This is a genomic window from Hyphomicrobium sp. MC8b (genome assembly GCF_905067615.1).
GTDB lineage: Bacteria > Pseudomonadota > Alphaproteobacteria > Rhizobiales > Hyphomicrobiaceae > Hyphomicrobium_B.
Window position 1 is genome coordinate 2,600,261 of record NZ_LR898465.1, and the last position, 24,533, is coordinate 2,624,793.

Annotated in this window: 21 protein-coding genes, 1 tRNA gene and 1 pseudogene; 13 read left to right on the top strand and 10 right to left on the bottom strand. The window is 59.4% G+C overall.

Features of this window, described 5'->3' with window-relative positions:
• Positions 1–267: 267 nt before the first annotated feature.
• Positions 268–843, bottom strand: a complete 576-nt coding sequence (locus tag ACLB1Z_RS12470; RefSeq protein WP_409560149.1) for a nitroreductase — start codon at positions 841–843, stop codon at positions 268–270.
• A gap of 114 nt (positions 844–957) precedes the next feature.
• Here ACLB1Z_RS12470 and ACLB1Z_RS12475 point away from each other — a divergent pair, with 114 nt between their 5' ends.
• The gene (locus tag ACLB1Z_RS12475; RefSeq protein WP_409560150.1) at positions 958–2,898 is read left to right on the top strand and encodes a vWA domain-containing protein; all 1,941 of its coding nucleotides are present in this window, start codon (positions 958–960) and stop codon (positions 2,896–2,898) included.
• On the top strand, positions 2,895–3,968 hold the full coding sequence (locus tag ACLB1Z_RS12480; RefSeq protein ID WP_409560151.1) for a hypothetical protein: 1,074 nt from the start codon (positions 2,895–2,897) through the stop codon (positions 3,966–3,968). Before ACLB1Z_RS12475 ends, ACLB1Z_RS12480 begins: the two co-directional genes overlap by 4 nt.
• Here ACLB1Z_RS12480 and ACLB1Z_RS12485 read toward each other — a convergent pair.
• On the bottom strand, positions 3,955–4,533 hold the full coding sequence (locus ACLB1Z_RS12485) for a hypothetical protein (RefSeq protein WP_409560152.1): 579 nt from the start codon (positions 4,531–4,533) through the stop codon (positions 3,955–3,957). The two genes, ACLB1Z_RS12480 and ACLB1Z_RS12485, sit on opposite strands and share 14 nt — an antisense overlap.
• A 53-nt stretch (positions 4,534–4,586) precedes the next feature.
• Positions 4,587–5,624 carry an amino acid ABC transporter substrate-binding protein gene (locus tag ACLB1Z_RS12490; protein ID WP_409560153.1) on the bottom strand — a complete coding sequence of 346 codons (1,038 nt, stop codon included), beginning with the start codon at positions 5,622–5,624 and terminating at the stop codon, positions 4,587–4,589.
• 187 nt (positions 5,625–5,811) lie between these two features.
• Between ACLB1Z_RS12490 and metC the strand changes: the two genes are divergently transcribed.
• Positions 5,812–6,996 carry a cystathionine beta-lyase gene (gene metC / locus ACLB1Z_RS12495; protein WP_409560154.1) on the top strand — a complete coding sequence of 395 codons (1,185 nt, stop codon included), beginning with the start codon at positions 5,812–5,814 and terminating at the stop codon, positions 6,994–6,996.
• 19 nt (positions 6,997–7,015) lie between these two features.
• Here the strand turns inward: metC and ACLB1Z_RS12500 are convergent, their stop codons facing one another.
• Positions 7,016–8,923, bottom strand: a complete 1,908-nt coding sequence (locus tag ACLB1Z_RS12500) for a murein L,D-transpeptidase (RefSeq protein ID WP_409560155.1) — start codon at positions 8,921–8,923, stop codon at positions 7,016–7,018.
• Positions 8,924–9,077: 154 nt separating this feature from the next.
• Positions 9,078–9,153, bottom strand: a tRNA-Arg gene (locus ACLB1Z_RS12505).
• A 216-nt stretch (positions 9,154–9,369) separates the two neighbouring features.
• Between ACLB1Z_RS12505 and ACLB1Z_RS12510 the strand changes: the two genes are divergently transcribed.
• Complete coding sequence (locus ACLB1Z_RS12510) at positions 9,370–9,720, top strand: hypothetical protein (protein WP_409560156.1); 351 nt, start codon at positions 9,370–9,372, stop codon at positions 9,718–9,720.
• Positions 9,721–9,825: 105 nt separating this feature from the next.
• Positions 9,826–10,152, top strand: a complete 327-nt coding sequence (locus tag ACLB1Z_RS12515) for a hypothetical protein (protein ID WP_409560157.1) — start codon at positions 9,826–9,828, stop codon at positions 10,150–10,152.
• Between the two features lie 91 nt (positions 10,153–10,243).
• Here the strand turns inward: ACLB1Z_RS12515 and ACLB1Z_RS12520 are convergent, their stop codons facing one another.
• Positions 10,244–10,786, bottom strand: coding sequence for a hypothetical protein (locus ACLB1Z_RS12520; protein WP_409560158.1), 543 nt, complete (start codon positions 10,784–10,786; stop codon positions 10,244–10,246).
• A 354-nt stretch (positions 10,787–11,140) separates the two neighbouring features.
• Here ACLB1Z_RS12520 and ligD (ACLB1Z_RS12525) point away from each other — a divergent pair, with 354 nt between their 5' ends.
• Complete coding sequence (gene ligD, locus ACLB1Z_RS12525; RefSeq protein WP_409560159.1) at positions 11,141–12,820, top strand: non-homologous end-joining DNA ligase; 1,680 nt, start codon at positions 11,141–11,143, stop codon at positions 12,818–12,820.
• A gap of 121 nt (positions 12,821–12,941) precedes the next feature.
• Positions 12,942–13,895 (top strand): non-homologous end-joining DNA ligase, encoded by a 954-nt coding sequence (gene ligD, locus ACLB1Z_RS12530; protein ID WP_409560160.1) that lies wholly within the window; start codon positions 12,942–12,944, stop codon positions 13,893–13,895.
• 246 nt (positions 13,896–14,141) lie between these two features.
• Here ligD (ACLB1Z_RS12530) and ACLB1Z_RS12535 read toward each other — a convergent pair whose 3' ends face one another.
• Both ACLB1Z_RS12535 and ACLB1Z_RS12540 read right to left on the bottom strand, forming a co-directional pair.
• Positions 14,142–15,041 carry a Ku protein gene (locus ACLB1Z_RS12535; RefSeq protein WP_409560161.1) on the bottom strand — a complete coding sequence of 300 codons (900 nt, stop codon included), beginning with the start codon at positions 15,039–15,041 and terminating at the stop codon, positions 14,142–14,144.
• Between the two features lie 441 nt (positions 15,042–15,482).
• Complete coding sequence (locus tag ACLB1Z_RS12540; protein WP_409560162.1) at positions 15,483–16,025, bottom strand: flavin reductase family protein; 543 nt, start codon at positions 16,023–16,025, stop codon at positions 15,483–15,485.
• Between the two features lie 84 nt (positions 16,026–16,109).
• On the opposite strand from ACLB1Z_RS12540, the pseudogene ACLB1Z_RS12545 reads away from it, so the two are divergent.
• The 5 genes and pseudogenes from ACLB1Z_RS12545 to ACLB1Z_RS12565 all read left to right on the top strand — a co-directional run.
• Positions 16,110–16,280: pseudogene (locus ACLB1Z_RS12545) on the top strand (SDR family oxidoreductase); the annotation flags it as partial.
• Between the two features lie 141 nt (positions 16,281–16,421).
• On the top strand, positions 16,422–16,841 hold the full coding sequence (locus ACLB1Z_RS12550) for a universal stress protein (protein ID WP_409560163.1): 420 nt from the start codon (positions 16,422–16,424) through the stop codon (positions 16,839–16,841).
• A gap of 106 nt (positions 16,842–16,947) precedes the next feature.
• Positions 16,948–18,495, top strand: a complete 1,548-nt coding sequence (locus ACLB1Z_RS12555) for a DUF3300 domain-containing protein (protein ID WP_409560164.1) — start codon at positions 16,948–16,950, stop codon at positions 18,493–18,495.
• 17 nt (positions 18,496–18,512) lie between these two features.
• Complete coding sequence (locus tag ACLB1Z_RS12560) at positions 18,513–19,466, top strand: DUF2950 domain-containing protein (protein ID WP_409560165.1); 954 nt, start codon at positions 18,513–18,515, stop codon at positions 19,464–19,466.
• Positions 19,467–19,535: 69 nt separating this feature from the next.
• Positions 19,536–19,793, top strand: coding sequence for a hypothetical protein (locus ACLB1Z_RS12565; RefSeq protein WP_409560166.1), 258 nt, complete (start codon positions 19,536–19,538; stop codon positions 19,791–19,793).
• Positions 19,794–20,034: 241 nt separating this feature from the next.
• Here ACLB1Z_RS12565 and ACLB1Z_RS12570 read toward each other — a convergent pair whose 3' ends face one another.
• A complete protein-coding gene (locus tag ACLB1Z_RS12570; RefSeq protein WP_409560167.1) occupies positions 20,035–21,651 on the bottom strand; it encodes a DUF1254 domain-containing protein in 1,617 nt (538 codons plus the stop codon).
• A gap of 267 nt (positions 21,652–21,918) precedes the next feature.
• Between ACLB1Z_RS12570 and ACLB1Z_RS12575 the strand changes: the two genes are divergently transcribed.
• Positions 21,919–22,830 (top strand): helix-turn-helix domain-containing protein, encoded by a 912-nt coding sequence (locus tag ACLB1Z_RS12575; RefSeq protein WP_409560168.1) that lies wholly within the window; start codon positions 21,919–21,921, stop codon positions 22,828–22,830.
• Positions 22,831–22,919: 89 nt separating this feature from the next.
• On the opposite strand, the gene ACLB1Z_RS12580 is transcribed toward ACLB1Z_RS12575, so the two are convergent.
• Positions 22,920–23,828 (bottom strand): hypothetical protein, encoded by a 909-nt coding sequence (locus ACLB1Z_RS12580; protein ID WP_409560169.1) that lies wholly within the window; start codon positions 23,826–23,828, stop codon positions 22,920–22,922.
• Between the last annotated feature and the right edge of the window lie 705 nt (positions 23,829–24,533).

A 24,533-nucleotide genomic window follows, 5' to 3' on the forward strand; every position in this document is an offset into this window, starting at 1 on the left:
TTCGGTCAACGAACCTGCACTTATACAGCTTAAGAGTTCATTAAGTATGTTTCGGGCCGGGCCGAAACTAACTGGCCCTCCAGCGGGTGCTTGAGCACGCGCGGAGGGCCATGATGTGGTCTGAAGTGCCGTTTCCCGATTTCCCGGCCGGCGGTGCTGATCCCGCGGCTCCCCGAATCGAGTTTGCCAACACGTATGCCGAGAGCTTGGCAGGGCATGGTTAATGCTGGCTTAATGCCGCGGTACTGATACCGCTCAGATTCAAGGTCAGGCCGGCCAATGCTTGACGATGGCTTCGAGCTTGGGGCGCTCGCGTTCCTCGGGCTTCTCCATCGGCGTGCCGACATAGATGAAACCAGCGATTTTCTCGTGCTCCGACAGGCCGAAGGCTTCGCGGACCGTGGGGCTGTAGGCGATCCACTCGCTGAGCCAGGAGGTGCCGAAGCCCAGCGCATTGGCCGCCAAGCAAAGATTGAAGCAGAGCGCACCGACCGACAGCACCTGCTCCCACTCCGGCGCACCGGGACGCGGCTTCACCGATGAAATGACCGCTATGACCATGGGCGAGCGCATGAATCTGGCCCGCTCCATGTCGAGACGGACATGCGACGGCGGCTCGCGCTCTTCCTTTTCGCAGGCCTTGGCGAAGATTTCCCCAGCCGACGCGCGCGCATCGCCCTCAAAAACGATGAAACGCCAGGGCGAAAGCTTTTTATGATCAGGAACGCGTGTCCCGACCGTCAGAATCTTGTTGAGTTCTTCGGCCGTTGGGGCGGGTGCGGCGAGCCGGTCGGGCTTGACCGAACGTCTTGCCGCAAGAAATTCAAAAAATGCGGTATTCATGGGTTGTTCCGTACCTTTGCGTGCCCGTCTCGCTATACGAGGCGTCGAGCTGTTACAAGCCACCCGTTACAGTCAGAGTCGGGATAAGGATCGAAGCGCTAAGGTGGTGGGGGAATGATGCGGCTGAAAATATCGAGGATCGTCGCACCGCTCGTGGCGGTTGCCGTGCTTGCCGCCGTCGGCCTCGCGGCGCGACCCGCTCTGAGTGCCGATGCGCCGACGGCCATGCTGATCGTCGACGGATCGGGTTCGATGTGGGGCCGGCTGGCGCCCGCCAACCGGCCGAAGATCGACGTCGTGCGTGACAAGCTCGGCGCGCTTCTGGCCGAGCCCTCGTCCACCCGCGTCGGCCTCATCTCGTTCGGACATCGCCGCCGCGGTGATTGCAGCGACGTGGAGATGATTGCGGGTCCCGACAGCCCGCGTCAGAGCGTTCTCGATCCGCTCTCAAAGCTCAGCCCGAGAGGGCCAGGCCCGGTGACGGCGGCGTTGCGCATGGCGGTGGACGCTATTGGTTCCTCACGGCCGGCGCAGATCGTTATCGTCGGCGACAATGCCGACAACTGCCGCCAGGATTCCTGCGCAGCCGCGCGCGCCATCGCCAAGTCGTCACCCGGTGTCGTCATTCAGGTGATCGGCATCGGACTTTCCGCGAACGAACGCCCGCGCATGGCGTGCATGGCAGAGGCGACGGGCGGCCGCTTCTACGACATCGCAGATTCCAACGGGCTCGATGCCGCCATCGACGAAGCCGTGAAGCTCGCGGTTCTGGCGCCGTCCGACGTTGCGGGCGCGGCAGGCAAACCGTTGGCGCCTAAAGCACCGCCGCCGCCCGCCGGAGCATCGCTACGCGCCTCTGCGGCATTGGCTGAGGGCCGCCCCCTCATCACGGCACCGGTGACGTGGAGGATCTACAAAGCCGGGGGCGCGAAAGTGCTCGGCCAGGGCGTCGGCAAAGACATTTCAGTCAAACTGTCGGCTGGCGATTACGACATCGAAGCCGAGCTTGGCGGCGTCAAAGCCCGGCACACGATCACGATTGCCGACGGCGAAGCGCAGAGCATCATCGTCCCGCTCGACGCTGCGCATCTCGTTGCGCGCGCTGTGGGCAGCAAGAGTGGCCCGCCCTCGCCCACCGCGACCTTGAGCGTGTCGTCGAACGGCCAGCCTGTTGCCTTGAAGCGTGGCGATACGGTCGATCTCTATCTGCAGCCTGCCGAATATGGCGTGACGGCCGTCGATGGCGCGGCGCGTTCATCGCAGACGATCAATCTCGCTGCGGGAGACGACAAACGGCTCGATGTCGCGCTCTCGACTGGACGCCTCGACCTGTCGGCAACCGGCGCGAACGGCGGGGCGATCCAAGACGTGCTCTACACGGTCGAGACCGACGATCCGGAAAGTCCTGACGGACGTCGCGAAGTGGCGCGGTCGCGCAGCCCGCAGGCGACCTTCGTGCTTCCCGAGGGCACCTACTACATCGGCGCCAATGCCGGCAACGGCCTCACCAGCAAACGCGTCGCCATCGGCGCCGGGCAGACGGTCACGGAGACGCTTGCGATTGCTCTCGTGCCGGTCAAGATCACGGCGCTCGTTGCAGGTGTACCGGCTAAGCCCGACGACAACATTTTCTATCGTGTCGATCGCATCGACGGCGACCGCGTCAGCATTGCACGCGCCATCGGCCCGGCGCTTGACCTCAGTTTATCTCCGGGGCGCTACCGGATCAGCGCTTCGCTTGCGACCGCACACTTGTCGGCCTCGAAGGAAGTGACGCTCGACGCAGGCAAGCCTGCAAAAGCCGTGATCGATATCGCGTCGGGACAGGTCAACTTCGTGCCGACAGCCGCCGCAGTACCCGCGTTCGGCGATTTGACCTGGGAAGTCGCCGATGAAAACGGCATGCCGATCTGGCGCGCGACCGGCGCGCAGGCGACCGCGATCCTGGCACCGGGAAAATATACCGTGCGCTTCGACGCGCGTAACAGTCATGGACAGGCTGCGTTCGAGGTCCGAGCGGGCCAGAGCCAGAAGATTGAGATTGGACCCGGATGACCGAAGCGTTGCGTAGTCTAAACCTATTATCGCTGCGCCAGCGGTTGCGCGCCGTCGCTGTGCTTATGCTGGCGGCAATGGCGTTGTCGTTCGTTGCGGCGACGGCATCGTTTGCGCAGGAGCCCGTTCCGGACGGCCCAGCGCCTGCGCCCTGGGGACCGGTCGGCGGCAAACGGCAAAACACAACGACGGTTGAGCGCGGCAAGACGAAAGGCGGCGTCCGGCTCGTTGCGTTGCTGACGGGCGATGGCCAGCAGATCGAGCAAGGTCTCATCTGGCGGGTTTTTCGGACCGTGCCGCGGTCGACCAAGTCGAAACTCGTGTTGGAATCCCGCGAGGCGAGCCCCCTCGTGAAACTTCCACCCGGCGAATACACCGTCAACGCCGCCTTCGGGCGGGCGAACCTGACACGAAAGATCGTCATCAAGCCGGACGGGCCGCCGTTCGAGCCGTTCGTGCTGAATGCGGGCGGACTTCGCGTCGCGGCGATGATCGGCGGCAAGCCAGCGCCACCCGGCGCGGTCTCGTATTCAATCTACACCGATGATCGCGACGAGTTCGAAGGCAACTCTGCGGTTATCACCGGCGCCAAGCCGAACCTGATCATTCGCCTCAATTCCGGCATCTACCGGATTGTCTCGATTTACGGCGACGCCAACGCCAAGATCGAGGCGGACGTGACCGTCGAAGCGGGCAAGCTGACGGAGACGACAGTAACGCACACGGGCGGCAAGGCGACGTTCAAGCTCGTCACGCGGGCGGGCGGCGAAGCGGTGCCCGACACGCGTTGGACGATCCAGACGACGGAAGGCGATACTGTGAAAGAGAGCGTCGGCGCACTGCCGACGCATGTGCTGGCGCCTGGGAAATACCTAGTGACAGCGTCGTCGGGCGGCCGTCTCTACCAGAACTCGTTCGAGATCAAGGACGGCGACAACATCAGCGTCGAAGTGCTGATGGCCAGCGCGACCGACGACAACAGCAATCGGGTGTCGAGCGGCGCGACGACGATCGCTCCAACAATCGCGCCAACGTCCGGCGGCATGCCGATGGATTTCAGAAATCCGTAAGGACCCAGTCGGTTGGACAGCCGTTATCGCGCATGCGCTTTTCGATTAATGCATGTTGCGCGGTATCACCGCCTTCGAGGCAGGCTGTGCGCGCCAACTGCCATTGCTCGCAGGCGCTCGTGAGATCGCCCGCTTCTTGCGCTGCTTCACCCAGCGCCAGGCGCGCTGCAGCATGAGCCGAATGGGGGCCGTGAAGCGCGCCATTCCCGGCGGCCGAGCGAAGCGCTTCCATCCGTGCACTCTGATCGCCTGCGCGGGCGTAAGCGGCGGCGAGATCGAGATAAAGTCCGGCAAGCGCCGTCTTGTCGCCGTGGGCAGCCGCACTGTCGATTTTCGCTGCAATCGTCTCAGCGGTTTCGAGTGGCTTCTGCAAAGGCGGTGCTGCGGCTTCCGGCGACGGCTGCGCAACGGCGTGGAAAGGCTCGATGAGGCGATCCGGAGGCAAAGCGCCGCGGCGATAACGCCGGGATGACCGCCACAGGTAGAGGAGCATCAGGATGACGGCGACCGGGATCGCAAAGACGATCAGTTCGAGCAACATGTGATACGTCGCTGGGATTCCCATCACCCTCCCCCATCGTCACGCCTGCGGCCGCAATTCCCCCTGCGGCGAAACTATCAGCGGAACGGCGCCGAGTACATGAGACCGCCCTTGCTCCACAAGTTGTTGAGGCCGCGATCGAGTTTCAGCGATGAGCTTTGGCCGAGCGTGCGTTCAAAGATCTCGCCATAGTTGCCGACGTCGTGAACGACCTGATAGGCCCAGTCGCGCGGCAATCCGAGCGGCGCGCCTAGATCGGCATCGAGACCCAGGAAGCGCCGGACCTCGTGCGAGGGCGAAGCCTTCATGGTGTCGACGTTGCTGCTGGAAATATTCATTTCTTCCGCGGCAACGAGTGCCATCATCACCCAGCGGACGACGGCGAACCAGCCATCATCACCAAGCCGCACGGCCGGGCCGTACGGTTCCTTCGTAATCAATTCCGGCAGCAGCATCTGATCGGCGCCGCTGGCCAAGCGGCTCTTTTCGAAGGCGAGCAATGTCATGTCGCCGGTCAGCACCGTACAGCCGCCGTCGGAATAGGTTTTGACCAGATCCTCCCAGCGATCGGACTGTATGAGTTGGTAACGCATCTTCCGGCTGCCGAAGTAATCGGAGATTGCGGTCTCATCACTCGTTCCGGCCAGAACGCAGATCGAAGCGCCAGACAGCTCAAGAACGCTGGCGATCGAGTGATTGCGTGGAATGATGAAGCCCTGGCCATCGTAATAGAGCGTACCCACGAAGCGCGCACCGAGTTCTGTATCGCGCGTCAGCGTCCATGCCGTCGCGCCAAGAAGAACGTCAACCTCATCATCCTGCAATGATTTGAAGCGATCGCTGGCGTTGAGGCTCAGGAGCTTCACTGCGTCACGGTCGCCAAAGATGGCGGCGGCGAGCGCTGAACAGAATTCGACGTCCATGCCGCTCCAGGCACCGCGCGGGCTCACCTCGCTGAAGCCGGGTGCATGGTCCTGGACACCGCAGACGACCTTGCCACGGGCTTTGATTGCGTCGAGAATACTGATCGGTGCGCTCTCGGCCTCTGAAGCCACCCCCAGCGCGACCACGAACAGCGCGATTGCTGCCGCCAAGACCCGCACAACGATGCTCATCTGCACTCTTCCGGCCAATGCTTCACTCGGGTCTCATCATTCCATACACGGAGCAGACAAAAGCGACGGGAGCGCCCATCGGTCCTAGTGCGCAGCCAGACATCTCGCGTCAGCGCGCAATGGTCAAGGCCTTGACCGGCAACCAAACTTGCGTCACGACGGCCGAACCCGCCCGGAGAGCTTTAGAATGACTGTAAAGAAGGAAGGTTCCGAGCGCGGAGAGCGTCCCGAGACCGACGTCGTGCACCTGGGGCGAAAGCCGTTCGAACAGCACGGCTTCGTCAATACGCCCGTTTATCGGGGATCGACGGTTCTTTATCCGACGCTCGACGCCCTTCGCGCCTATTCGCAGCCCTACACCTACGGCCGCCGCGCCACGCCGACGACGCGCGCACTCGAAGAGGCGATCACGCAGTTGGAAGGCGGCACCGCGACGATCTTGACGTCGTCAGGCCTCGGCGCGATCTCGACGGCGATTTTGGCATTCGCCGAGGCGGGCGATCACGTCCTGATCCTCGACAGCGTCTATCAGCCGGCCCGCACGTTCGCCGACAAAATGCTGACGCGGCTCGGCGTGGAGGTCAGCTATTACGATCCGCTGATCGGCGCGGACATCGCGAAGCTGTTCCGCCCGAATACGCGCCTCGTCATGGTCGAAGCGCCGGGATCGCAGACGTTCGAGATGCAGGACATTCCAGCGATTGCGGCGGCGGCTCACGCCAAGAACATCTGGGTGCTGGCCGATAACACCTGGGCGACGCCGCTCTTCTGCAAGCCTCTGGCGCTCGGCGCGGACGTGTCCATCCAGGCGGCGACCAAGTACATCGTGGGGCATGCCGATGCGATGCTCGGCACTGTCACGGCCAATGCGCGAGCCGCAAAGTTCATCGACGATGCGAAAGAACGTCTCGGCACCTGTCCCGGCTCGGAAGAAACGTACCTCGGCTTGCGCGGGCTGAGAACGCTCGCGGTGCGGCTCCAGCAGCATCAGCGCTCAGGCATTGCGGTCGCGGAATGGCTGGCGGCGCGGCCCGAGGTTGACCGTGTTCTCCATCCGGCTTTGCCGAACGATCCGGGCCACGCGATCTGGAAACGCGACTTTACCGGCGCCTGCGGTTTGTTCTCGATCGTTCTCAAGCCCGTGCCGCAGAAAGCGCTGGCGGCGTTGCTTGACGGATTGAAGCTGTTCGGGATGGGATATTCCTGGGGAGGATACGAAAGCCTCGTCGTGCCGTTCGACCCGACATCCTACCGCACGGCGACGCGCTGGCAGGGTCCGGGGCCGGCACTGCGATTCCACATCGGTCTCGAAGCGGTCGAGGATCTCATTGCTGACCTTGCCGCTGGATTCGAACGGATGAAGAGCGCCTAATGATGGCGCTCTTTTCCATTTAGAAGCCAAGCACCTGGCGAATGATATCGCCGACGCCGCCATCGTACTTGCGATAGCTGCTGCCGCTATTTGTCAGGCCCATCGGCGGGCTGAGACTGTCGCTGCTGCGAGTGAAGCGCACCGCTTTCAAAGCCGCGGTATCGAGCGGCGGCGCCGTCGCGACGTCGATTGCGTCCCACTTGCCCGCAAGCGCCTGCTCGATGCGCTTTTGATGGCCGTACCAATCGTCGTAGTAGTGGGCCTTGCCGCCATCATCGACCCAGACCGTGAAATAGCCGACGTGGACGGGAATCGGCCGTTCGAGCTTGATCTCGTTGTCCATCGGTCCGCGACGGATGAGCTGTTTCACGCTGGGCGCGGCGTCGCCCCTATCGATCTCCAGGATGGTCTGGGCGAAGACCTGCGGATTGCGTACACGCATGCAGCCGTGGCTGTAGAGCCTGACGGGCTTGTCGAAGAGATATTTCGACGGCGTGTCGTGCAGGTAGACCGAGTGCTTATTCGGAAAGAGCAGCTTCACGACGCCGAGCGCGTTGTCGTCGCCTGCGGGCTGATAGAAGTTGTAGGCACTCAAGTTGGCTTTCGCCCAGTTGACCTTGGTGCTGTCGATGCGGCGGCCGTTGCGCATGACGACATAGCCCTGGCTTTCGATGGAGCGGCCTGACAGCAGCATCGAGAGCTTGATCGAATCTGGGATGTTCCAGCGCGGATTGAGGACGATTGTCGTCATATCCTTGGAGAAGATCGGGGTCTCCTTGTCGGCGGTGCCGACGACGACGCGATCGCTGAACAGCGTCTTACCATTTTCTGTCAGTGCAATTGAGAATGATGGCACGTTGACCAGGATGTGCGTATCGCCGAGAGAGCGCGGCATCCAGCGCCACTCTTCCATGTTGGCAATGACAGCTTCGATCTTGTCGGCTGTCGATTTCGTATCGTCACCAGCCAGCGCCGCGCGCGTCGCAGGACCTACGAAACCGTCAGCGGCAAGGCCGTTCTGTTCCTGAAATTGCTTGATCGCCGTTTCGAGCACATCGTTGAACAGTGAAGCATCGTCGCCTGACGTTGCGATCGCAAAGCGCTGCTTCAATATTGCGACGTCGGGCGAGCGAACGCCATTCGCGAGCATTGCGCCGCGCTTCGGAATTTGCGGCACGACCGGCTTGCTTTCATGCTCGCCGCGCAGGCTGGCGAGCAGAGCTTTCAGCTTGAGGAACTGATCCTGCCGGGGCTGGAAACCGCGCAGCACTGCATCAGGGTCGGGCTTGTCAGCAATCTGTGCCAGAACGCCGGAGGCTGGCGTAATGACCGGCTTGCGATCGAGATAATAGGAAAGCTGCTTTTCGGGGTCCGGAATGCGTGCGCCTTCGGCTTGATGGGCGTAGCGCAGAATTGCACCGGTGATTGCAATGTCGGCTGCAGCGAGTTCTTCGGGCGACGATTGTCCGACACCGAGCATTTTCGTAGCGGCAGTGACGTTGAAATCGGAGGCGTCGAGACCCCATTCGCCAGCGCGACCCAATTCGGCGATCACGAGATCAGCGGCGTGCGTCAGTCCCTTATCATCGACCCACAGCGGTCGGCATTGCCGACTTTGATAGAATGAGACGACGTCGGCGCGGTCGCTTGTATCGAAGGCCAGCGTGGTCGAAAGCTTGGTGCAAAGCGCCGCCGGGACACCGGTCAGGGGAGCTGGCGTTTCCGCGGGCGGTGTCGAAATGGCTTGCGCGGCTTCGATGTTCGGAACGTTGGGGGGCGGCGCGGCATCTTCGGCAACGGCGAGCCCAGGGATCGGCACGACGGCAAGGGCGCCGCATATCATGAACGGCCTTACGAGCGACCCGATGAGCGACCGGGCGCTCCAGGACTTGGATAGAACGTGAGGGCCGCGGGGGGACAAGATCATGGTACGCACTCGCTACATTTCGGTGGTGACCGTGGGCAAAGCTAACCTAAGCAAGCTTCGCTCGGCTTCCAGCATAAGATTTTAAATCGTGCTCCAAGGTTAAATGTTAATAACGGGCACCGTTGCAATTTCCTTCGCAACAGATGCCAACGTGTGGCGATCCCGGCAGGGCTCGAACCTGCAACCTTCGGAGTCGAATTCCGACGCTCTATCCATTGAGCCACGGGACCAGATGTGACGCCTGTATGCGACGACTGCGTGAAACCAACAATCGCCGCTTTCTGAAGTCAGTGTCTTCGCAACGCGAACGGTGCGATTCCATCGCAATGATTGCATATTCCAGACGGTTGATAAACGCGATCATGAGTGGAACCAGCGATCAACGTTCGCGTTAGCGAAGAAAGCGGGGATGTTGGCTTTTTTCGTCAGGGGGACACTGTCGAGATATGACTTTCATCGAGCAAGCCTGCCATCGGCAGGCCGTTGAGCTTTGGAGAAACCGGCCGAATCTGCACGACTGGCGTCTGCGCATCTTTTCGCAAATTTTGCGGTATTGCGAGATTTCCGGCGAGCGCCCGACCACATCGGCATCCATCGTGTTGTTCAGAGGCATGGCAGCGGTGGGGGCAGATGCCTACCGCAAGAATGCTCCAGCATTATCGGAGCTGCGGCATTCGCTGGCGTCCGAACCGCAGATGCTCGTGCGCAAACTGACTGAGTTCTATGCCAAAGCCGAAGACGAGCTTCGTCTCCATCGCGAGATTGTGGCGCGGATGCTGCCGGAACGCGGGCGTTAGTGGCTATCTCGTTACCTTCTTTTCAAGCCAACGGGACGCGGAACCATCCGCGTCCGGGGTCCGTTTCCGGACTGCAAACGGCAACAAGAAAAGGAGAGAAACGCGATGAAAGGCTTCAAAGTCGGCACCACTGCATTGGCCCTCGTGGCAGCCGGCTCGCTCAGCGCAATGGCTGCGGACTATAGTTCCGGCGTCAGACCTGAGGTGCCGGGCAGCAAGCCAACAACGGTGACGCCTGCTCCCGCCAACGAAGGCGCGAGCACGGGCGAATCCGGCGCGACGAGCCCGGCAGGCATCCCGGCGGATCCGACAACGAACGAAAATGTTCAGCCCGGCCCTTCGACGGGAACACCGAATGACCCCGCGGCAGGGTCGAACCCAGGCGCGCGCGTCCCGAGCTCGCCGCAGGGAACGGGAAGCTCCAGCCCGTAACTCGATCTTCAAATCGGTATAAAAAATAATGAAGGCTCCGGAATGCATCCGGAGCCTTCTGCTTGGACGCTGTCTCTCTATCGAGGCGCGTTCAATCTACGCATGCCTGATAGCGTCGCCACCAGTACGGGCTACCCGTGCGCACGGCACGGCGATACAGCCAGCCGCAATCGTCACCGGCGTCATAATAGTAATCGTCATAATAGCCGTAACCGTAATATGGCCATCCGCCATAGGCATAAATCGGATAGCCGCGCCAACGGCGTCCGTGCCGCCAATACTTGCCGCCACCACGCCAGCGATTTGCGTTGGCATATCCGTATCTCCTGCCGGGGCGAAAGGCACGGCCGCCGTTCGGAACGCGCGCGAAATTGCGCGGACCGCGATACACTTGCCCTCGAAAAGCCCGCGGCCCGTTAAAGCCCGGTCCGCCACGGAACGAGCGCGCTGCAAAGCCGCCGCCACCCATGCGGCCGCCGCCGAAGTGTCCTCCGCCACCACGGAAGCCGCCACCTCCACCGTGGAAGCCACCGCCGCCATGGAAGCCGCCACCTCCGCTTCGCGCCTCGGCAGTCACACTGCCGAGCGCCAGGAGCAAAGCAGCTCCCAGCGCCGCGATCATCTTGAGGTTCATACTAAAAACTCCTTGGGTCTCTCGGATGGATGCCCTCACGACATCCTTAGCGACTAAACTTCCGGGTAAATGTCGCAGTTCCGGAAGGGAACTCTTTGAGCTGGCGCAAACGCGAGGTCGTTCGTTGCAAGGAACTGAAATAGCCACGCGGCCGAAATGTTGTGGAACAAGACGTGTCCGGTCGCCGTTGGATAGCCAGACGGATGCACCAGCGTACGTCAGGCGCCTGTCAAACGGCGCCCGGGCCGCTCGGGAGCCTTGCGCTCCCAGCGGCTTTGCTTTGATCTACGTCTAGCGCGCAGGCTTCGCCGAGCCTTACATTTATCGCGCAAGCCCTGGTCCGGATGCAGTCGAATGGCGAAGAGAAAGCTTTCCGAATACCGCGCCAAGCGTGATTTCACCAAAACGGCGGAACCCAGCGGCACGGCGGCGGTCCGTCCGGCGCAGCATTTGCGTTTCGTCATTCAGAAACACGACGCGACACGGCTGCATTATGACTTCCGGCTGGAACTCGACGGCGTGTTCAAATCGTGGGCCGTGACGCGCGGTCCCTCCGTCGATCCGAAAGATAAGCGCCTTGCCGTCGAGGTCGAAGATCATCCGCTCGACTACGGCGATTTCGAAGGCACCATTCCCAAAGGTCAATATGGCGGCGGCACCGTGATGCTGTGGGACCGCGGTTTCTGGGCGCCCGTCGGAGACAAGAGCCCAGAACAACAACTGCGCGACGGCGAATTGAAATTCGTGCTCGCAGGCGAGAAGCTCAAAGGCAGCTGGGTACTCGTCAAAATGAAGAACGATCGCTACGGCGGCGGAAAACGCAATAACTGGTTGCTCATCAAGCATAAGGACGAAGGCGCGCACGCGGGTGACGCCGACAAGATCCTGTCGCAGGATCGCTCCGTCGCCTCGAAGCGGACGATGACGCAGATCGCGGCGGGCGAAGGCCGTGGACCCGAACCTTTCATTCTTCGCGGGCGACGCGCCAAGCGGCCCGATGCGGTCTGGCATTCGAACGCATCGTCCGATGACGATGAGCCTGAGCCTGCAGCCCGAAAGAAACCGCTGAAACGGACACCCGTTCGCAAGATGCGCAAGACAGGAACCAAGTCGCAATCGGATGCGCCGTCAACCGCCGACAAAGTGCTCGGCATCGCGATCTCTCACCCAGAGAAAGAGCTTTGGCCCGGCGGTACGGGAGAGGCCGTCAGCAAGCTCGATCTTGCGCATTATCTTGAAACTGTGGGTGAGTGGATGCTGCCCCACATCAAGGGGCGGCCCTGCTCCGTCATTCGCGCGCCCGACGGTATCGACGGGCAGAGCTTCTTTCAGCGTCACGCCATGCGCGGGATGTCGCCGGAAATCGACCTCGTGAAAATCTCCGGCGATCGAGAGCCTTATATCGAAGTCAATTCGGTGGAAGGCCTGATCGCGCTCGGCCAAATCGCAGCGCTCGAATTTCATCCGTGGAACTGCGCTCCGTTCGAGCCCGATGTTCCGGGGCGGCTCGTGTTCGATCTCGATCCGGCGCCGGATGTCGATTTCGGCCGCGTTGTCGTTGCGGCCAACGAACTGCGCGAGCGGCTCGAAGATGTCGGTCTTGTCGCATTCTGCAAGACCACTGGCGGCAAGGGAATTCACGTCGTAACGCCCCTGAAGACGCGCGGCGGCGCGGGCGTGGGATGGGATGAAGCTAAAGCGTTCGCGGGCGCCCTGTGCCAACAGATGGCCAAGGATAGCCCCGATGCCTATCTCATCAAGATGACCAAGAAGCTGCGCAAGGGCCGCATCTTTCTGGATTACCTGCGCAATGATCGCATGGCGACTGCCGTTGCACCATTGTCTCCGCGTGCGCGGCCGGGGGCGACCGTGTCGATGCCGCTGACGTGGGCGCAAGTGAAACAGGGCCTCGATCCCAAGCGCTTCACCGTGCACAGCGTGCCCGCGCTCCTCAAAAAATCATCCGCATGGAAGGACTATTGCGACAGCGAGCGGCCACTGAAGACCGCGATCAAGAAGCTTCTGGGATCGTGAGCTTGTGCGAAAAGCAGCGCCGGTAAAACGCCCGCGATCGGTCCCGTTGAAGGCTTCGGCATTGAAATCGGGGGGCGGTCTTGTTTCTCCATCCAAAATCGAGGGTGCCGTTAAATCGGCTATGCCGTCATTCGTTGAGCCTTGCCTAGCGACGCTCGTCGCAAAGCCGCCTATTGGCGAGGAATGGGTGCACGAGATCAAGTTCGACGGCTATCGCATTCAAGCCCGCATCGACCGTAACGACGTTCGCTTGCTGACACGCAACGGGCTCGACTGGACCGATCGTTTCGGCGGCCTTGCAAAGACGCTCGCCGAATTTCATCGCGGAAATGCTATCATCGACGGCGAGCTTGTCGTCGAAGACGCGACTGGTCATTCGAGCTTTTCGGCGCTCGCCGCCGCGCTGAAAAGCGGGCGCAGTGAAAAGTTCGTGCTGCACTGCTTCGATCTTCTCTATCTCGATGGCCTCAATCTCATCGGCGCGACGCTGCAAGATCGCAAACGTCTGCTTGAGAAGCTCTTCGTCCGCCGAGCGAAGACCGGGCCGATCCGATATAGCGGGCATCTCGCCGTGGACGGTGCACGCATGCTTTCAGATGCTTGCAGTCTCGGCCTCGAAGGCATCATTTCGAAGCGGATCGACAGGCCCTATCGCTCGGGCCGTCACGACGACTGGCTGAAATCGAAATGTATTCAGGTCGATGAGTTCGTGATCGTCGGCTATCTCGTCTCGAGCGCCGGGCCGAACGCCGTCGGCGCGCTGGTCGTCGGCTATTACGACAAGAAGCGATTGATCTATGCCGGACGGGTTGGCACCGGGTACACGCATCGCACCGCGGCCGACCTGATGCGCAAGCTGAGGCCGCTTCGTGTCGATGCGCCGCCGGTCCAGGGACCGCTGACAAATCTGCAGCGCAGAGACGTCGTCTGGGTCCGTCCCGATCTTGTGGCGCAGATCGAGTATCGCGCCTGGACGGGCGATGGGTTGCTGAGACACGCGGCGTTCAAAGGCTTGCGAGAAGACAAGCCCGCAAAAGACGTTCGCCGTCCCGTCACCAAGGTGATCGAGACCTAGATATCTTAGGTGAAGGGGAAGAACATCGTCTGAGCCAAGTGCGGCGTCAGGAACATCCACATCCAAAGCGCAAAGAACGGGTGCATTTCGAGCCTCCTGAATTTGCTGTTGCAATCAGGCGAGATCGCGACCCGTCTCACATTTTACGAGAAACCACTGTGGACCTTCAAAGTCCGCTCAGCGAGCCGGAGCAATTCGCAGTGTTCGTGAAAGGTATCACGAGTCTGCGACATTTTGGACCAAAAATCAGCGGCCGCGCGACTTCCGCTTTTGTGCTTTCGGCGGAGCCCGCTTGACGGGCTCGCGCTTCTGTCGTGCGGCTGCCGTTTTGGTGCGTGTGCTCGCGGGCTTGGCTTTCGACTTTTCGGTCGAGCGACGTAGCGCTTCCATGAAGTCGATGACCGTGCCGCCCGAAGGCTCGTCGCCGCCGCCTGCGACTTCCGTCGACAGGCCGCCCTCGACCTTTTCCTTCACAAGGGCGCGCAATGCTTCGGAATAATGATTTTTGAAATCCGACGGTTCGAACTTTCGCGTCCGCTCGTCGATCAGCTGCTTCGCCATGTTGACCAACTCGGGTCGCAGCTTGCTCGTGCCGATGTCGGAGAAGATCTCGTCAGCATCGCGGATCTCGTTGGCATAGCGGAGCGTCTCAAGCATCAAGCCATTGCCGCAAGGCTTCATCGCCACGAGATTTTCGCGGCCGCGGATCGTCAGCTGCCCGACACCATATTTTTCGGTAGCGCGCAGCGCGTCGCGAATGATGCGATAGCCCTCTTCCGCCACGTCGCCGTCGGGAAGAACATAATAAGGATTGTCAAAATAGAGCGGGTCGATGGAGCAGGCATCGACAAATTCTGTCAACTCGACCGTGTGGCGGGTGTTGAGCTTCAGCTTGTCGAGCTCGTCAGGCTCGAACAGGACGTAGTTGCCGTCGTCGAGCTCATAGCCTTGGACGATGTCGGCCTGCGGCACGACACGTCCCCCCTCGCCCGCGACCTTCTGATAACGGATGCGCTGCTTCGTCTTGCGGTCGACCTGATGGAGCGCGATCTTGTCTTCCGAAGCGGTGGCGCTAACGAGACGAATGGGAATGGTAACGAGCGCGAGGCGCAAATGTCCCTTCCAGAAGGACCGTGCCGTTGCCATGGCTCAACTCCTCAAGAACGCGATACTGACAGCCATATAGCACGCCACCGGCGTCGCGGCTAAGGGCCCAAACGGCGAACGCACGTTAACAAGACCCGGTTCCGGGCATTTTGAGTTCTCTCAAACTTGCTTAAATTCGAATTGCCGTTGCCGCGCTCCCCATCCAGCGAACCTGATGCGCTCGCCCCCGCCGGCATTTTCTGAGCGACATTTAGGCGGCGTGAACGTGCTGCAAAAATCTCAAGATTTGATCTAGCCCAACTTTTTTAGACGGTTGCTGTTTAGCGTCGGGCGGGCTTGGAAGCTTTCGATGAGGCGGCTCATGCCCAAGATAAATGGCCCGGTATCGTGAAATGGATTCGAACGTAGCCAACGGTTGTTGACATGTCGCCTCAACTGAATGGAACGGTGATTGCGGTCCGTGGAGCCGTCGCCTTTGCTTCAAAGACCGGACGGAAGCTTTGAGGCCATCATCGTCTTGCGATCGAACTTGCGGCCATCGACGATAAATGTTCCGTCGCCGACGGCATGGATCATCCGCTTTTCTTTTCGTTGCGGATTGAGGTAAGCGGCGACGGCCTCCAGCACGACGATATTGTGCGGCGAGACGAAGTCGACGACTTTGCATTCGATGTTGGCGAGGCATTCCTCGATCAGCGGCGCCTGGACGGACTTTCCAGCGCGCGCCGTCAGCTTGAACTTCGCGAATTTGTCGACATCGCTGCCGGAACATGTGCCGATGCCCACGACCCGGTCCAGCATGTCGATCGTGGGAACGGCAATGACGCATTCCCGCGTGTTTTGCAGGGCCGAGAAGGAATAGTTCCAGGCGCCTGTCGTGATCGCAAATACGGGAGTGAAGTCCATGACCATCGTCCACGAGATGGTCATGACGTTGTTTTTCTCCGCATCGCGCGTGGTGACAAGCACGACGGGCCCCGGCTCGATCAGCGTAAAAGCCCTGCTCAACTTCATCTCGTGCATCGCCCGGCCCCTTACACCGTCGAAAGAAGTCGCACGGGCGACTTTTCTGGAACAAAGGATTTTGCTTATTAAACTTGATTTTCCGCGCGCCGCGCAGCTTCCGGCATCGGCGAGTTCGATAAATTTCTTCAGAAAGCCCAATCAAAGGCGCCGACCCGAAGCCTCGTGTCGATCGACGACGTCGGCATGGACGGCGCGAAACTCATTACTGGAGAAACACTGCATATCGACGGCGGATATCACATCATCGATTGAAGCCACCTAACCAGGGTTTGCATTTTTGCCGACCCGATCCCAGGTGATCGATACCGAGAACTCATTCGTTTGACGGCAGTCAATGCGCACAACCGACCGTCCGAAATACTGAACGCCGATACTTAAAAAGGGAGAAAAAGAATGACCCATAAAGTGCTTTGTGCCGTAGACGAGACCGACCATTCCAAAAATGCAGTGGCTCAAGCAGCAGAACTAGCCAAGGCCACCGGCTCGGAACTCACGCTACTGGCCGTCAATTTGCCTGTTGGAGCTGAAGGTCGAGGCGCTCCGACGATTTACGCTTGGGAAGATGGCGACGCCGCGCGCGTGCTCAACTCGGCAACTGAGCTCGCGCGGAAGGCAGGCGTCTCCGATCCGAAAGCTGTTTCCGTTAAAAGCCGCGATGCCGCGCGGGCAATTGTTATTTATGCGGAAGACCACGGCGTCGACCACATCGTCGTGGGAACGGGCGGCAAAGGCGCTATCGCGCGCTTCATGCTCGGCTCGGTTTCGAGCGATGTCGTGGCTCGCGCTCACTGTCCAGTGACAATCGCAAGATAGTAGCACAGCAGCAGCGATGTCCCTCGAGGCTTCGCTGCTCTTTTATTGCATCAAAGTGATTTCGAGATCGACGCCGTCGATAATGCGTAAATTTGGATATCTGCGCATGAAAACGATAAAAAATAAAAATGCATACGTGCTGTTGATTGTTGCTGCGGCGTTGATCGGCTGGCTGTCTCTTGGACAGCCGGTCCAACGCGCGTACGCCCAGGACGCGCCGCCGGAACCGAACGCGGACATTGGTGAGTCCCAAACCGATCAGTCACAATCCAGTGGGTCTCAAGCAGATCAGACGCAGACCATCAGCAAAGAGCAGCTCGAGCAGCTTGTCGCGCCGATCGCGCTTTATCCCGATCCCCTGCTCACGCAGGTCTTGATGGCATCGACATATCCTCTCGAAGTCGTGGAGGCAGCCCGCTGGTCGCAAGCCAATCCGAAACTGAAAGGAAAAGCGCTCGAGAACGCCATGCAAAAGCGGTCATGGGACGCGAGCGTCAAATCGTTGACGGCGTTCCCGAGTGTGCTGGCGATGATGAACGAAAAGCTTGATTGGACCCAGCAACTCGGCAATGCGTTTCTCGCGCAGCAACAGGATGTTCTCAGTGCCGTCCAGAGTTTGCGGCAACGGGCTGACGACGCCGGAAAGCTGAAGTCGACGAAGCAACAAACGGTAGCGCGCGATACAAGCGGATCGCAAAATTACATCACGATAGAGCCGACGGAGCCGGACCTCGTCTATGTCCCTGCCTACGATCCGAACGTGGTCTATGGCACTTGGCCTTATCCCGATTATCCACCGTACTATTGGTATCCACCCGGATATATCGCTGGTCCGGGAATATGGTGGGGAAGCGGCATTCTAGCTGGCGCCGTTCTGTGGGGTATCGCGAACTGGCCGAGGTCGGAACTTTGGATCAACACGAACCGATACAATCGCTGGAATCGAACCAACATAACGAACGGCAGATGGCAGCATAACGTCGTCCATCGAAGGGGCGTACCTTACGCGAACCGTCGTCTCAACGACCAGTTCCGCCGGCCTTATCAAGGCAATTTCTCGGCCTCTCGCGAGCAGTTCCGAGGACGAGCCGATGCGGGCCGCGCAGCACTGGCAGGCGCCGCGGGTGGTGCGCTGGCAGGACAAGCCCTCAAAAATCGGCCTGCACAGCGCCCGGCGGGAGCCGATCGTCAAGCCCGTCCGAGGCCAACAGCCTTTGATCGCCCGGCCGCCGGGCAAAATGTTCGCCGTTCCAGCGCACGCGGCAGAGCAAGCCGGACCGCCTCGTTCAACCGCGGCGGCTTCCGTGGCGGGAACTTCAGGGGCGGAGGCGGTTTCCGAGGAGGCGGAGGTGGCTTCCGGGGAGGCGGAGGACGCGGCGGCGGGCGGCGGTCTGATATCAGAGTGAAGCACGAAGTCGTTTTGCTCGGCCGACTTTCGAATGGCATTGGCTTCTATCGCTTTGCATATAACGGCGACACGAAGCTCTATGTCGGCGTCATCGCCCAAGAAGCGAGAAAAGTTGCTCCGCGCACTGTTGCTCGCGATCCGCAAGGATACCTGACCGTCAATTACGACCGGCTCGGCGTTCCATTCGAAACGTACCAAAGCTGGCTCGCGTCGGGCGGCAAAATTCCCCAACTTGATCCGCGTTAGGCCGGGAGGATCCGGACATGCTTGCGTTGCGCGACCTCAAGAAATTCATGATGTTCCTTTGTGCTGTTCCGTTGCTGCTGACCGGGCCGCATGCCACAGCATTCGGAGCCGAACTGAAGACATTTGCTACGCCGGAGGACGCTGCCAAGGCGCTCGTCGAGGCAGCGAAGTCCGACGATCAAAAAGCGCTTCTGGCGATACTTGGCCCCTCGCTCAAGCAGTGGATCGAATCCGGAGATCCCGTTGCAGATCGCGCGGCCAAAGATAAATTCGTGAAGGATTACGAACAGAAGCAATCCATAGACACCGACGAAAAAGACAAGGCAGTACTGATCATCGGCGACGACGACTTCCCCTTCCCGATTCCGATCGTAAAAAAGGACAACGAGTGGGCATTCGATCCCGAACAGGGCAAACAAGAAATCATCGACCGCCGCGTCGGCACAAACGAACTCGACACAATTCAGACACTCCTCGCCATCGCGGACGCGCAGAACGATTACGTCGAACTTAATCCGCTAGGCAAAGGAGCACCCGCCTACGCGCGGCGCTTCATCAGCTCACCCGATAAGCATGACGGCCTCTATTGGCCGCCCGGCAGTGGGTCGCAGTCGGAAAGTCCATTAGGACCGCTCGTAGCCGACGCCGTGACGGCCGGTTATAAGCCATCGTCCGAGGGCGGAGACACGTCGCAAAATCCCTATCACGGCTACTACTTCCGCATGCTGACGGCCCAAGGCGCACACGCTCCTGGCGGAGCCTACTCCTATCTCGTAAACGGCAGAATGATCGGTGGCTTCGCCGTCATCGCGTGGCCGGCAAAATACGGCGCGTCGGGCTACAAGACGTTTATGATCAATCAGGACCAGACGGTTTATGAATCCGATCTCGGCCCGGATACCGCCGCGGAAGTTCAGGGCATCCGCACGTTTGATCCCGACGAAGATTGGAAAAAGGTCAGCACGAATTAGGCCCAAGCTGCACCGGAGTTGCGGAGCATTGCACAGCGAAGGAATGACTGAGAGGCACGAGGCAATCGAATGGCCACCAGCTTCGTCAAACGGCTCGCCGTAATGGTGCTCGGCGCTATCCTCGTCGTATTAGCAGTTGTCATGTGGGCGTATGCGACCAACGTCATGACTTCATTGGTCGAACATTTTTGGTGCAAATTGGCGGGGCCGGAGGTTTGTCGAACACGCGGTTACCAACATTTTATCATCTGGATGGTTCTTGGAATTTTCAATCTTGTCGTATTGGGTTTCCTCAACGATCGGGCTTGCGCTCGACCGCATGGCTAGCATGTCGAGTTGGTCAATTAGAATGCAATAGCGCCCGACGCTTGCCTCAGCTACGCATTTAACGTCTGCTTTGATCGAGTTAACGGACAACGCCAGCAAAGCGCGTCCGCTATTAGACCACGCCAAGCCATCTTCCGCTTTCTCGGCATCACAACAGTATCGATATGGCCGCCTTGTCCCAATAGCAGAAATTGGGCACTATCGTTTCGTGTGGGCTCAGCTCGACGCAGAGCATGTCCGCTTATTCGACCAATTCGATCTCGCTTGGTCTCCACGTCTTGGCGAAAAATGGCTCAAGCGGACTGTAAAGGCGCAGGATCGTGAACCAGCCCTTCCCTGGCGTAGTTTGAATCCAGTTGCCGCGACTGACGTCTTTGGGTTGAGCCGGACTGAAATAGACCGTGGTTGAGCCGTCCGCATCCGGTTCAGCGGCCGGAGACGGGTAGCTCTGGCTGCCGGCGCGCGGATAGCGCTGCGGCGTTTCGAGCATCGATCTGGTCATCGTGTCGTATACCGTAAGTGACCAGAAATTTTTCTCTGGGATGCCCTTAGGCAAGGTCACCTTGTAAGTTTTAGAGCCATCGAAGTGGTTTTTGTTCGCATCCGACATGACGAGCAAATATTGCGAGCCGATGCCCGGCAGGCGCATCGCCATGGCCGGTGTGATGCCAGTGACGCCGTAGAAGAAGTTCGTGCGCGCATCCATCGTACGATAGCCCGTCGGCGGGAACGGCTTGACGCCTTCACGCGTGACCATCGGGATCGGTGTCTCGAACTCATATCCTGTCTCGAACAGATAGTTCGACCAGGACGAATTCGGATAATAGAACCAGCGCGGGTCCCGAGGATTCAAGAACAGCGTGCGCGACGTGGCATTCGCAAGTGCCAACGCATCGGTCATGATCTTCTTCATCCGCGCGTCGGGCGCGAACGGCTTACCCTTGACGATGCCGAGGGCTGCAATCGGACCCATGAGTTCCGCGTCAAGCGACGTTGCAGGTTCTTTCTGCACGACCTCGTTGAGCCTCTCGTAAAATGTCCAGTCGTTCGGCGGAATGGTGTTTATCACCTTGCCGCTGCCTTCGTGAAACACCGTCGGCGGGGGCTCAGTCACCCGACCCAGCTTGGCCTCGCCAGCCAGGAAGGACGCAATGGGAGTGCCGACACCACCCGGTTCGTAGGGATAGACCTTCGTGAATTTGCGGATACTTTCGACAACGGGTTTTGGATCGCTGTGGTTTTCCAAAAACGAACGGCCAAACCAGACGATGGTGTTGGTGCGGGCGCGCGCAATGAAATAGGCGCCGTCCGGGAGCTGCCCCTTGTAGTCGGGCGGCACGATCAGATACTTCCCGCCCTCTCCGCGATCGGGCCCGGGCACGCCGAGGTCAATGACCCAGCGGAACCAAGCGTCCTGAACTGCACCTAAGAATTGCGGTGGCGTTTCCACCACTACGGGCCCGTTGCTGAGATCGAGCGAGCCCATGACATAGATCGTGTCAGCATTGGCCGTGAGGAAAAGCGATTTTGAGTCCATCAGGTTGGAGAAGACGAGCACCTCGTTATCCTTGACTCCAATCTCATGCATGCCTCTCCGCAATGCATCGATGCTGACCCCCCGCATGTTATCCATGAATGCGCGGTACGCGTAAGTAAGGTCAAGGTTGTCATAGAGTTTTTGCGAGGTGGCTTTGTCCGGCACACCGTCTTTGAATTCCAGGGTGCCAATCGAGGTCTCGAGCTTGTCCGGGGTCACCAGCGAAGGCGGCAGGTCTGAGGCCGACGCAACGCCACCAACAAAATTTGTTATCGCGAGTGACATAAGAAGAGCGCCGCATTTGCCGAACGTCGTTTTCATAGTTCGCTCTCGATTTTTCAGGAAATTTTGAGTCCGGTCTGTGGGACGTGCATGCCATTCGATCCAGAGTTTGGCACTTGGACAGTCAGAAACGTAATTCGGGAATTGGTGATTTAGAGGCAATACGAATATAATGTAACATCATGGTGAGTCCGCCACTATCCGGAACCTGCAAAATAAGAGCGCTGAGATCAGTAAATGCGCGCTAACGTAAACAGGCTCGAACTCGTTGGCGTTCAAGACAACTACTACGACGATTTCGATTTGATGGCTCAGGATGCCCGAGAGTGGGACATCCACTATGAGCAGATTGGAGCCGGCACCTTTTCCGGACGGATGACGCAAGTCATTCTAACGTCGCTTCAACTCGGCAGAGTGCGATGGTCTCCGGGTATTATAGACCAGGGCACGGCCCCCATAGGGAATTGGGTTGTGGCGCTACCGGTCGCAGCCGAAGGCTCGCTGCACATCCGGGGCCGACCGGCCAGCGCCAGCGAGCCACTATTTGTTCCCGCTGGCGAAGATATTGCGTTCGCGGCGAATGGCCGGACGGACCTGATGGTTGTCGCGATTGACACGACACAAATCGAGCACTGGATGCGAATGCGCCGCGGAACTGACGGTATCGATCGGCAGACTCTCCAATCTTGGCCGATCAGTGAGCACGAAGTCTCGCAACGCACACTACTCCTGAATGAGACGCTAAATTTACTCTTGAATCAGGGGCCCAGTGCTCGCCAGGACGTTCTCAACGCAGCACATTCGATGGTGCTCGACACGGTGCTTGCTATCGTGCCCTCATTCGAGGTTGTTGAGCCGCTGCATCGCCGCGCCAAAGTTTCGGTGGCCATGCGCACACTTCTTAAGGAGAACCTCGAAGGCCATATGACAGTCGCCGATCTCTGCGCGAGAATGGCGGTCCGTGAACGCACGCTTTATCTGGCTTGCCAAGAGGCATTCGGCAAACCTCCCAAACGATTGTTACATGAAATGCGCTTGAACGCGGTCAAGCGACAGCTCTCCCAGCCTTCCGAACAAACCGATGTGACTTCGGTCGCGTTGCGATTCGGATTCTTGCATCTGGGTCGCTTCGCAGTCGATTACCGTAATCAATTCGGCGAGCGTCCGTCACAGACACTCGCACGGGCGCGAGGAGAACGTCTCGTCTTGCGCCGCTAACATCCAAGACAGACTAGCCACCTTCTTGTTGGGCCGCAGGAGTCGATGACGATAGCTTGGCGGCCATGTATTGCCCGCCTACGATTTTTTCAGAAGTGTAGCGTAGAGCCAATGACGGGGCCCTGCTGAAGGACATCGTATTCGTATCTCGATGTCCCGGAACCCTGCGAGTAGTCGACCGACAGCGCGCGGTACCCGACATAGCCATCGAGGACATGGCCATAGAGCGTACATATCTGCCAGTTATACGTCGCCAGGACTTGCCAGGAAAAATCGCTTCCGACTCCAAAGCCTCCAAAATCAGCGCGAACAACAAGCTCCTCGTGAGGGCCGAGTTGGTTTCTCACGCGCAGGCCGACAAACGGATCCACCCAATCAACCGATCCCGATTTCGCGACCCACCGGTTATTTTCGAGTACGAGCCCCGCAAGGTTGCCGGAGGTGACAGTACTGGCTGAAATCGCAGCGTCTTGATGCCAATAGCGAGCACCGGCCAAGACATCCAATGCCGTTGTGCCGGAAAGCACGGGGTTGCGATCGGCCCAAATTTCATACGCGCCGCCTGCCTCAACGGTTACTTGCGTATAGTCTGCTGAAACATTTCCTGAAAAGTCTAAGTTTCGCCGGTCCGCGTCGAAGCCCCGCGAACCGCTGAGGCTTGCATAAACGACGTCATTGAATAGCCCGATAGGTCCTTTGCGCGCTTCAGCATAGCTCATCCATGCCGGTAGCGTGGACCAATCGAGATGTCCGAAGACATCGCTGGGATCGACGTTCACGTCGAAACTCCGCCCCTTGACAACGGAGTTTCCACTCATCCATGGGATCCAGCCATAGCTCGTGAAGACAAACGACCAGCCGTCGGCGCTTTGGACGGATGCTGCGCGCGCTGCTGTTCCTTGCCCGAGATCCGCGCCGAAACCGGTGTCGGTATATCCGAATGCGCCGCAGAAAAGCGCGACAACAACGGAGGTCATGCGATTGGTGGATAAATCCATTTGTCAGACCGCCTCACGAAGCCGGGACCATGATTCGAAATCTATCATTCCACGGTGTGAAACGCCGTCACCGATCTGCTACATCCTACGTATGCAAATTAAAGTCTCGACCGAACGAGATTGAGCTTTTCCGTCGGATCAATGCGAAACGCATTGCGCGCTGGATGACAATCTTCTCGGGCTATTTCGTATTTCTATTTTGCAGAATTTGGATAGTGCAGAACGACAAGCACACTCGCAGTCAAAGTTCGCGGGCGCATAAAGTCATCGAATTCGACCTTTTAACGTCATTTCGCAATGCGGAGACGAATGTATTTGACGCTGCATCATTTCCCCGAGAACGTGATCGCCAAGGCGGCGGATGGGGCTGGTCACCACGTGTTCGAGGGAGATCGAACATGTATGGTGTCGTTTTGGTTGCCGAAAGCATGCGCCCGCGCGATGGGCCGTCCGCCGCGTGACGGTACTCTTAAGCACCTTTTGGTTTTCGGGAATGCGCGCTGTCTTCGCTTCACTCAGCTTTGTTCGCCGTTGCCCCTTCATTAAATTTCTCATCGAAAACCATGGCGAGTGCTGACGAACTGTTAGGGCAGTTTCACGAGTTCCAGCGTGGGTATCAACGATCTCATCGCGGCGTCGCCATTCTGGGCCTAAAGAACGGACAACCGGTTTCTCGAGACCGAAGGCGGAAGTTAGCTTATCCGA

Bases quoted from the DNA above. Each gene is read 5' to 3' on its own strand.
- ACLB1Z_RS12470 (WP_409560149.1), bottom strand. From the start codon at position 843: ATGAATACCGCATTTTTTGAATTTCTTGCGGCAAGACGTTCGGTCAAG.
- ACLB1Z_RS12515 (WP_409560157.1), top strand. From the start codon at position 9,826: ATGAAAGGCTTCAAAGTCGGCACCACTGCATTGGCCCTCGTGGCAGCC.
- metC (WP_409560154.1), top strand. From the start codon at position 5,812: ATGACTGTAAAGAAGGAAGGTTCCGAGCGCGGAGAGCGTCCCGAGACC.
- ACLB1Z_RS12565 (WP_409560166.1), top strand. From the start codon at position 19,536: ATGGCCACCAGCTTCGTCAAACGGCTCGCCGTAATGGTGCTCGGCGCT.
- ACLB1Z_RS12475 (WP_409560150.1), top strand. From the start codon at position 958: ATGATGCGGCTGAAAATATCGAGGATCGTCGCACCGCTCGTGGCGGTT.
- ACLB1Z_RS12500 (WP_409560155.1), bottom strand. From the start codon at position 8,923: ATGATCTTGTCCCCCCGCGGCCCTCACGTTCTATCCAAGTCCTGGAGC.
- ACLB1Z_RS12560 (WP_409560165.1), top strand. From the start codon at position 18,513: ATGCTTGCGTTGCGCGACCTCAAGAAATTCATGATGTTCCTTTGTGCT.
- ACLB1Z_RS12550 (WP_409560163.1), top strand. From the start codon at position 16,422: ATGACCCATAAAGTGCTTTGTGCCGTAGACGAGACCGACCATTCCAAA.
- ACLB1Z_RS12540 (WP_409560162.1), bottom strand. From the start codon at position 16,025: ATGCACGAGATGAAGTTGAGCAGGGCTTTTACGCTGATCGAGCCGGGG.
- ligD (WP_409560159.1), top strand. From the start codon at position 11,141: ATGGCGAAGAGAAAGCTTTCCGAATACCGCGCCAAGCGTGATTTCACC.
- ACLB1Z_RS12580 (WP_409560169.1), bottom strand. From the start codon at position 23,828: ATGGATTTATCCACCAATCGCATGACCTCCGTTGTTGTCGCGCTTTTC.
- ACLB1Z_RS12490 (WP_409560153.1), bottom strand. From the start codon at position 5,624: ATGAGCATCGTTGTGCGGGTCTTGGCGGCAGCAATCGCGCTGTTCGTG.
- ACLB1Z_RS12510 (WP_409560156.1), top strand. From the start codon at position 9,370: ATGACTTTCATCGAGCAAGCCTGCCATCGGCAGGCCGTTGAGCTTTGG.
- ACLB1Z_RS12555 (WP_409560164.1), top strand. From the start codon at position 16,948: ATGAAAACGATAAAAAATAAAAATGCATACGTGCTGTTGATTGTTGCT.
- ACLB1Z_RS12480 (WP_409560151.1), top strand. From the start codon at position 2,895: ATGACCGAAGCGTTGCGTAGTCTAAACCTATTATCGCTGCGCCAGCGG.
- ACLB1Z_RS12570 (WP_409560167.1), bottom strand. From the start codon at position 21,651: ATGAAAACGACGTTCGGCAAATGCGGCGCTCTTCTTATGTCACTCGCG.
- ACLB1Z_RS12535 (WP_409560161.1), bottom strand. From the start codon at position 15,041: ATGGCAACGGCACGGTCCTTCTGGAAGGGACATTTGCGCCTCGCGCTC.
- ACLB1Z_RS12485 (WP_409560152.1), bottom strand. From the start codon at position 4,533: ATGGGAATCCCAGCGACGTATCACATGTTGCTCGAACTGATCGTCTTT.
- ligD (WP_409560160.1), top strand. From the start codon at position 12,942: ATGCCGTCATTCGTTGAGCCTTGCCTAGCGACGCTCGTCGCAAAGCCG.
- ACLB1Z_RS12575 (WP_409560168.1), top strand. From the start codon at position 21,919: ATGGCTCAGGATGCCCGAGAGTGGGACATCCACTATGAGCAGATTGGA.
- ACLB1Z_RS12520 (WP_409560158.1), bottom strand. From the start codon at position 10,786: ATGAACCTCAAGATGATCGCGGCGCTGGGAGCTGCTTTGCTCCTGGCG.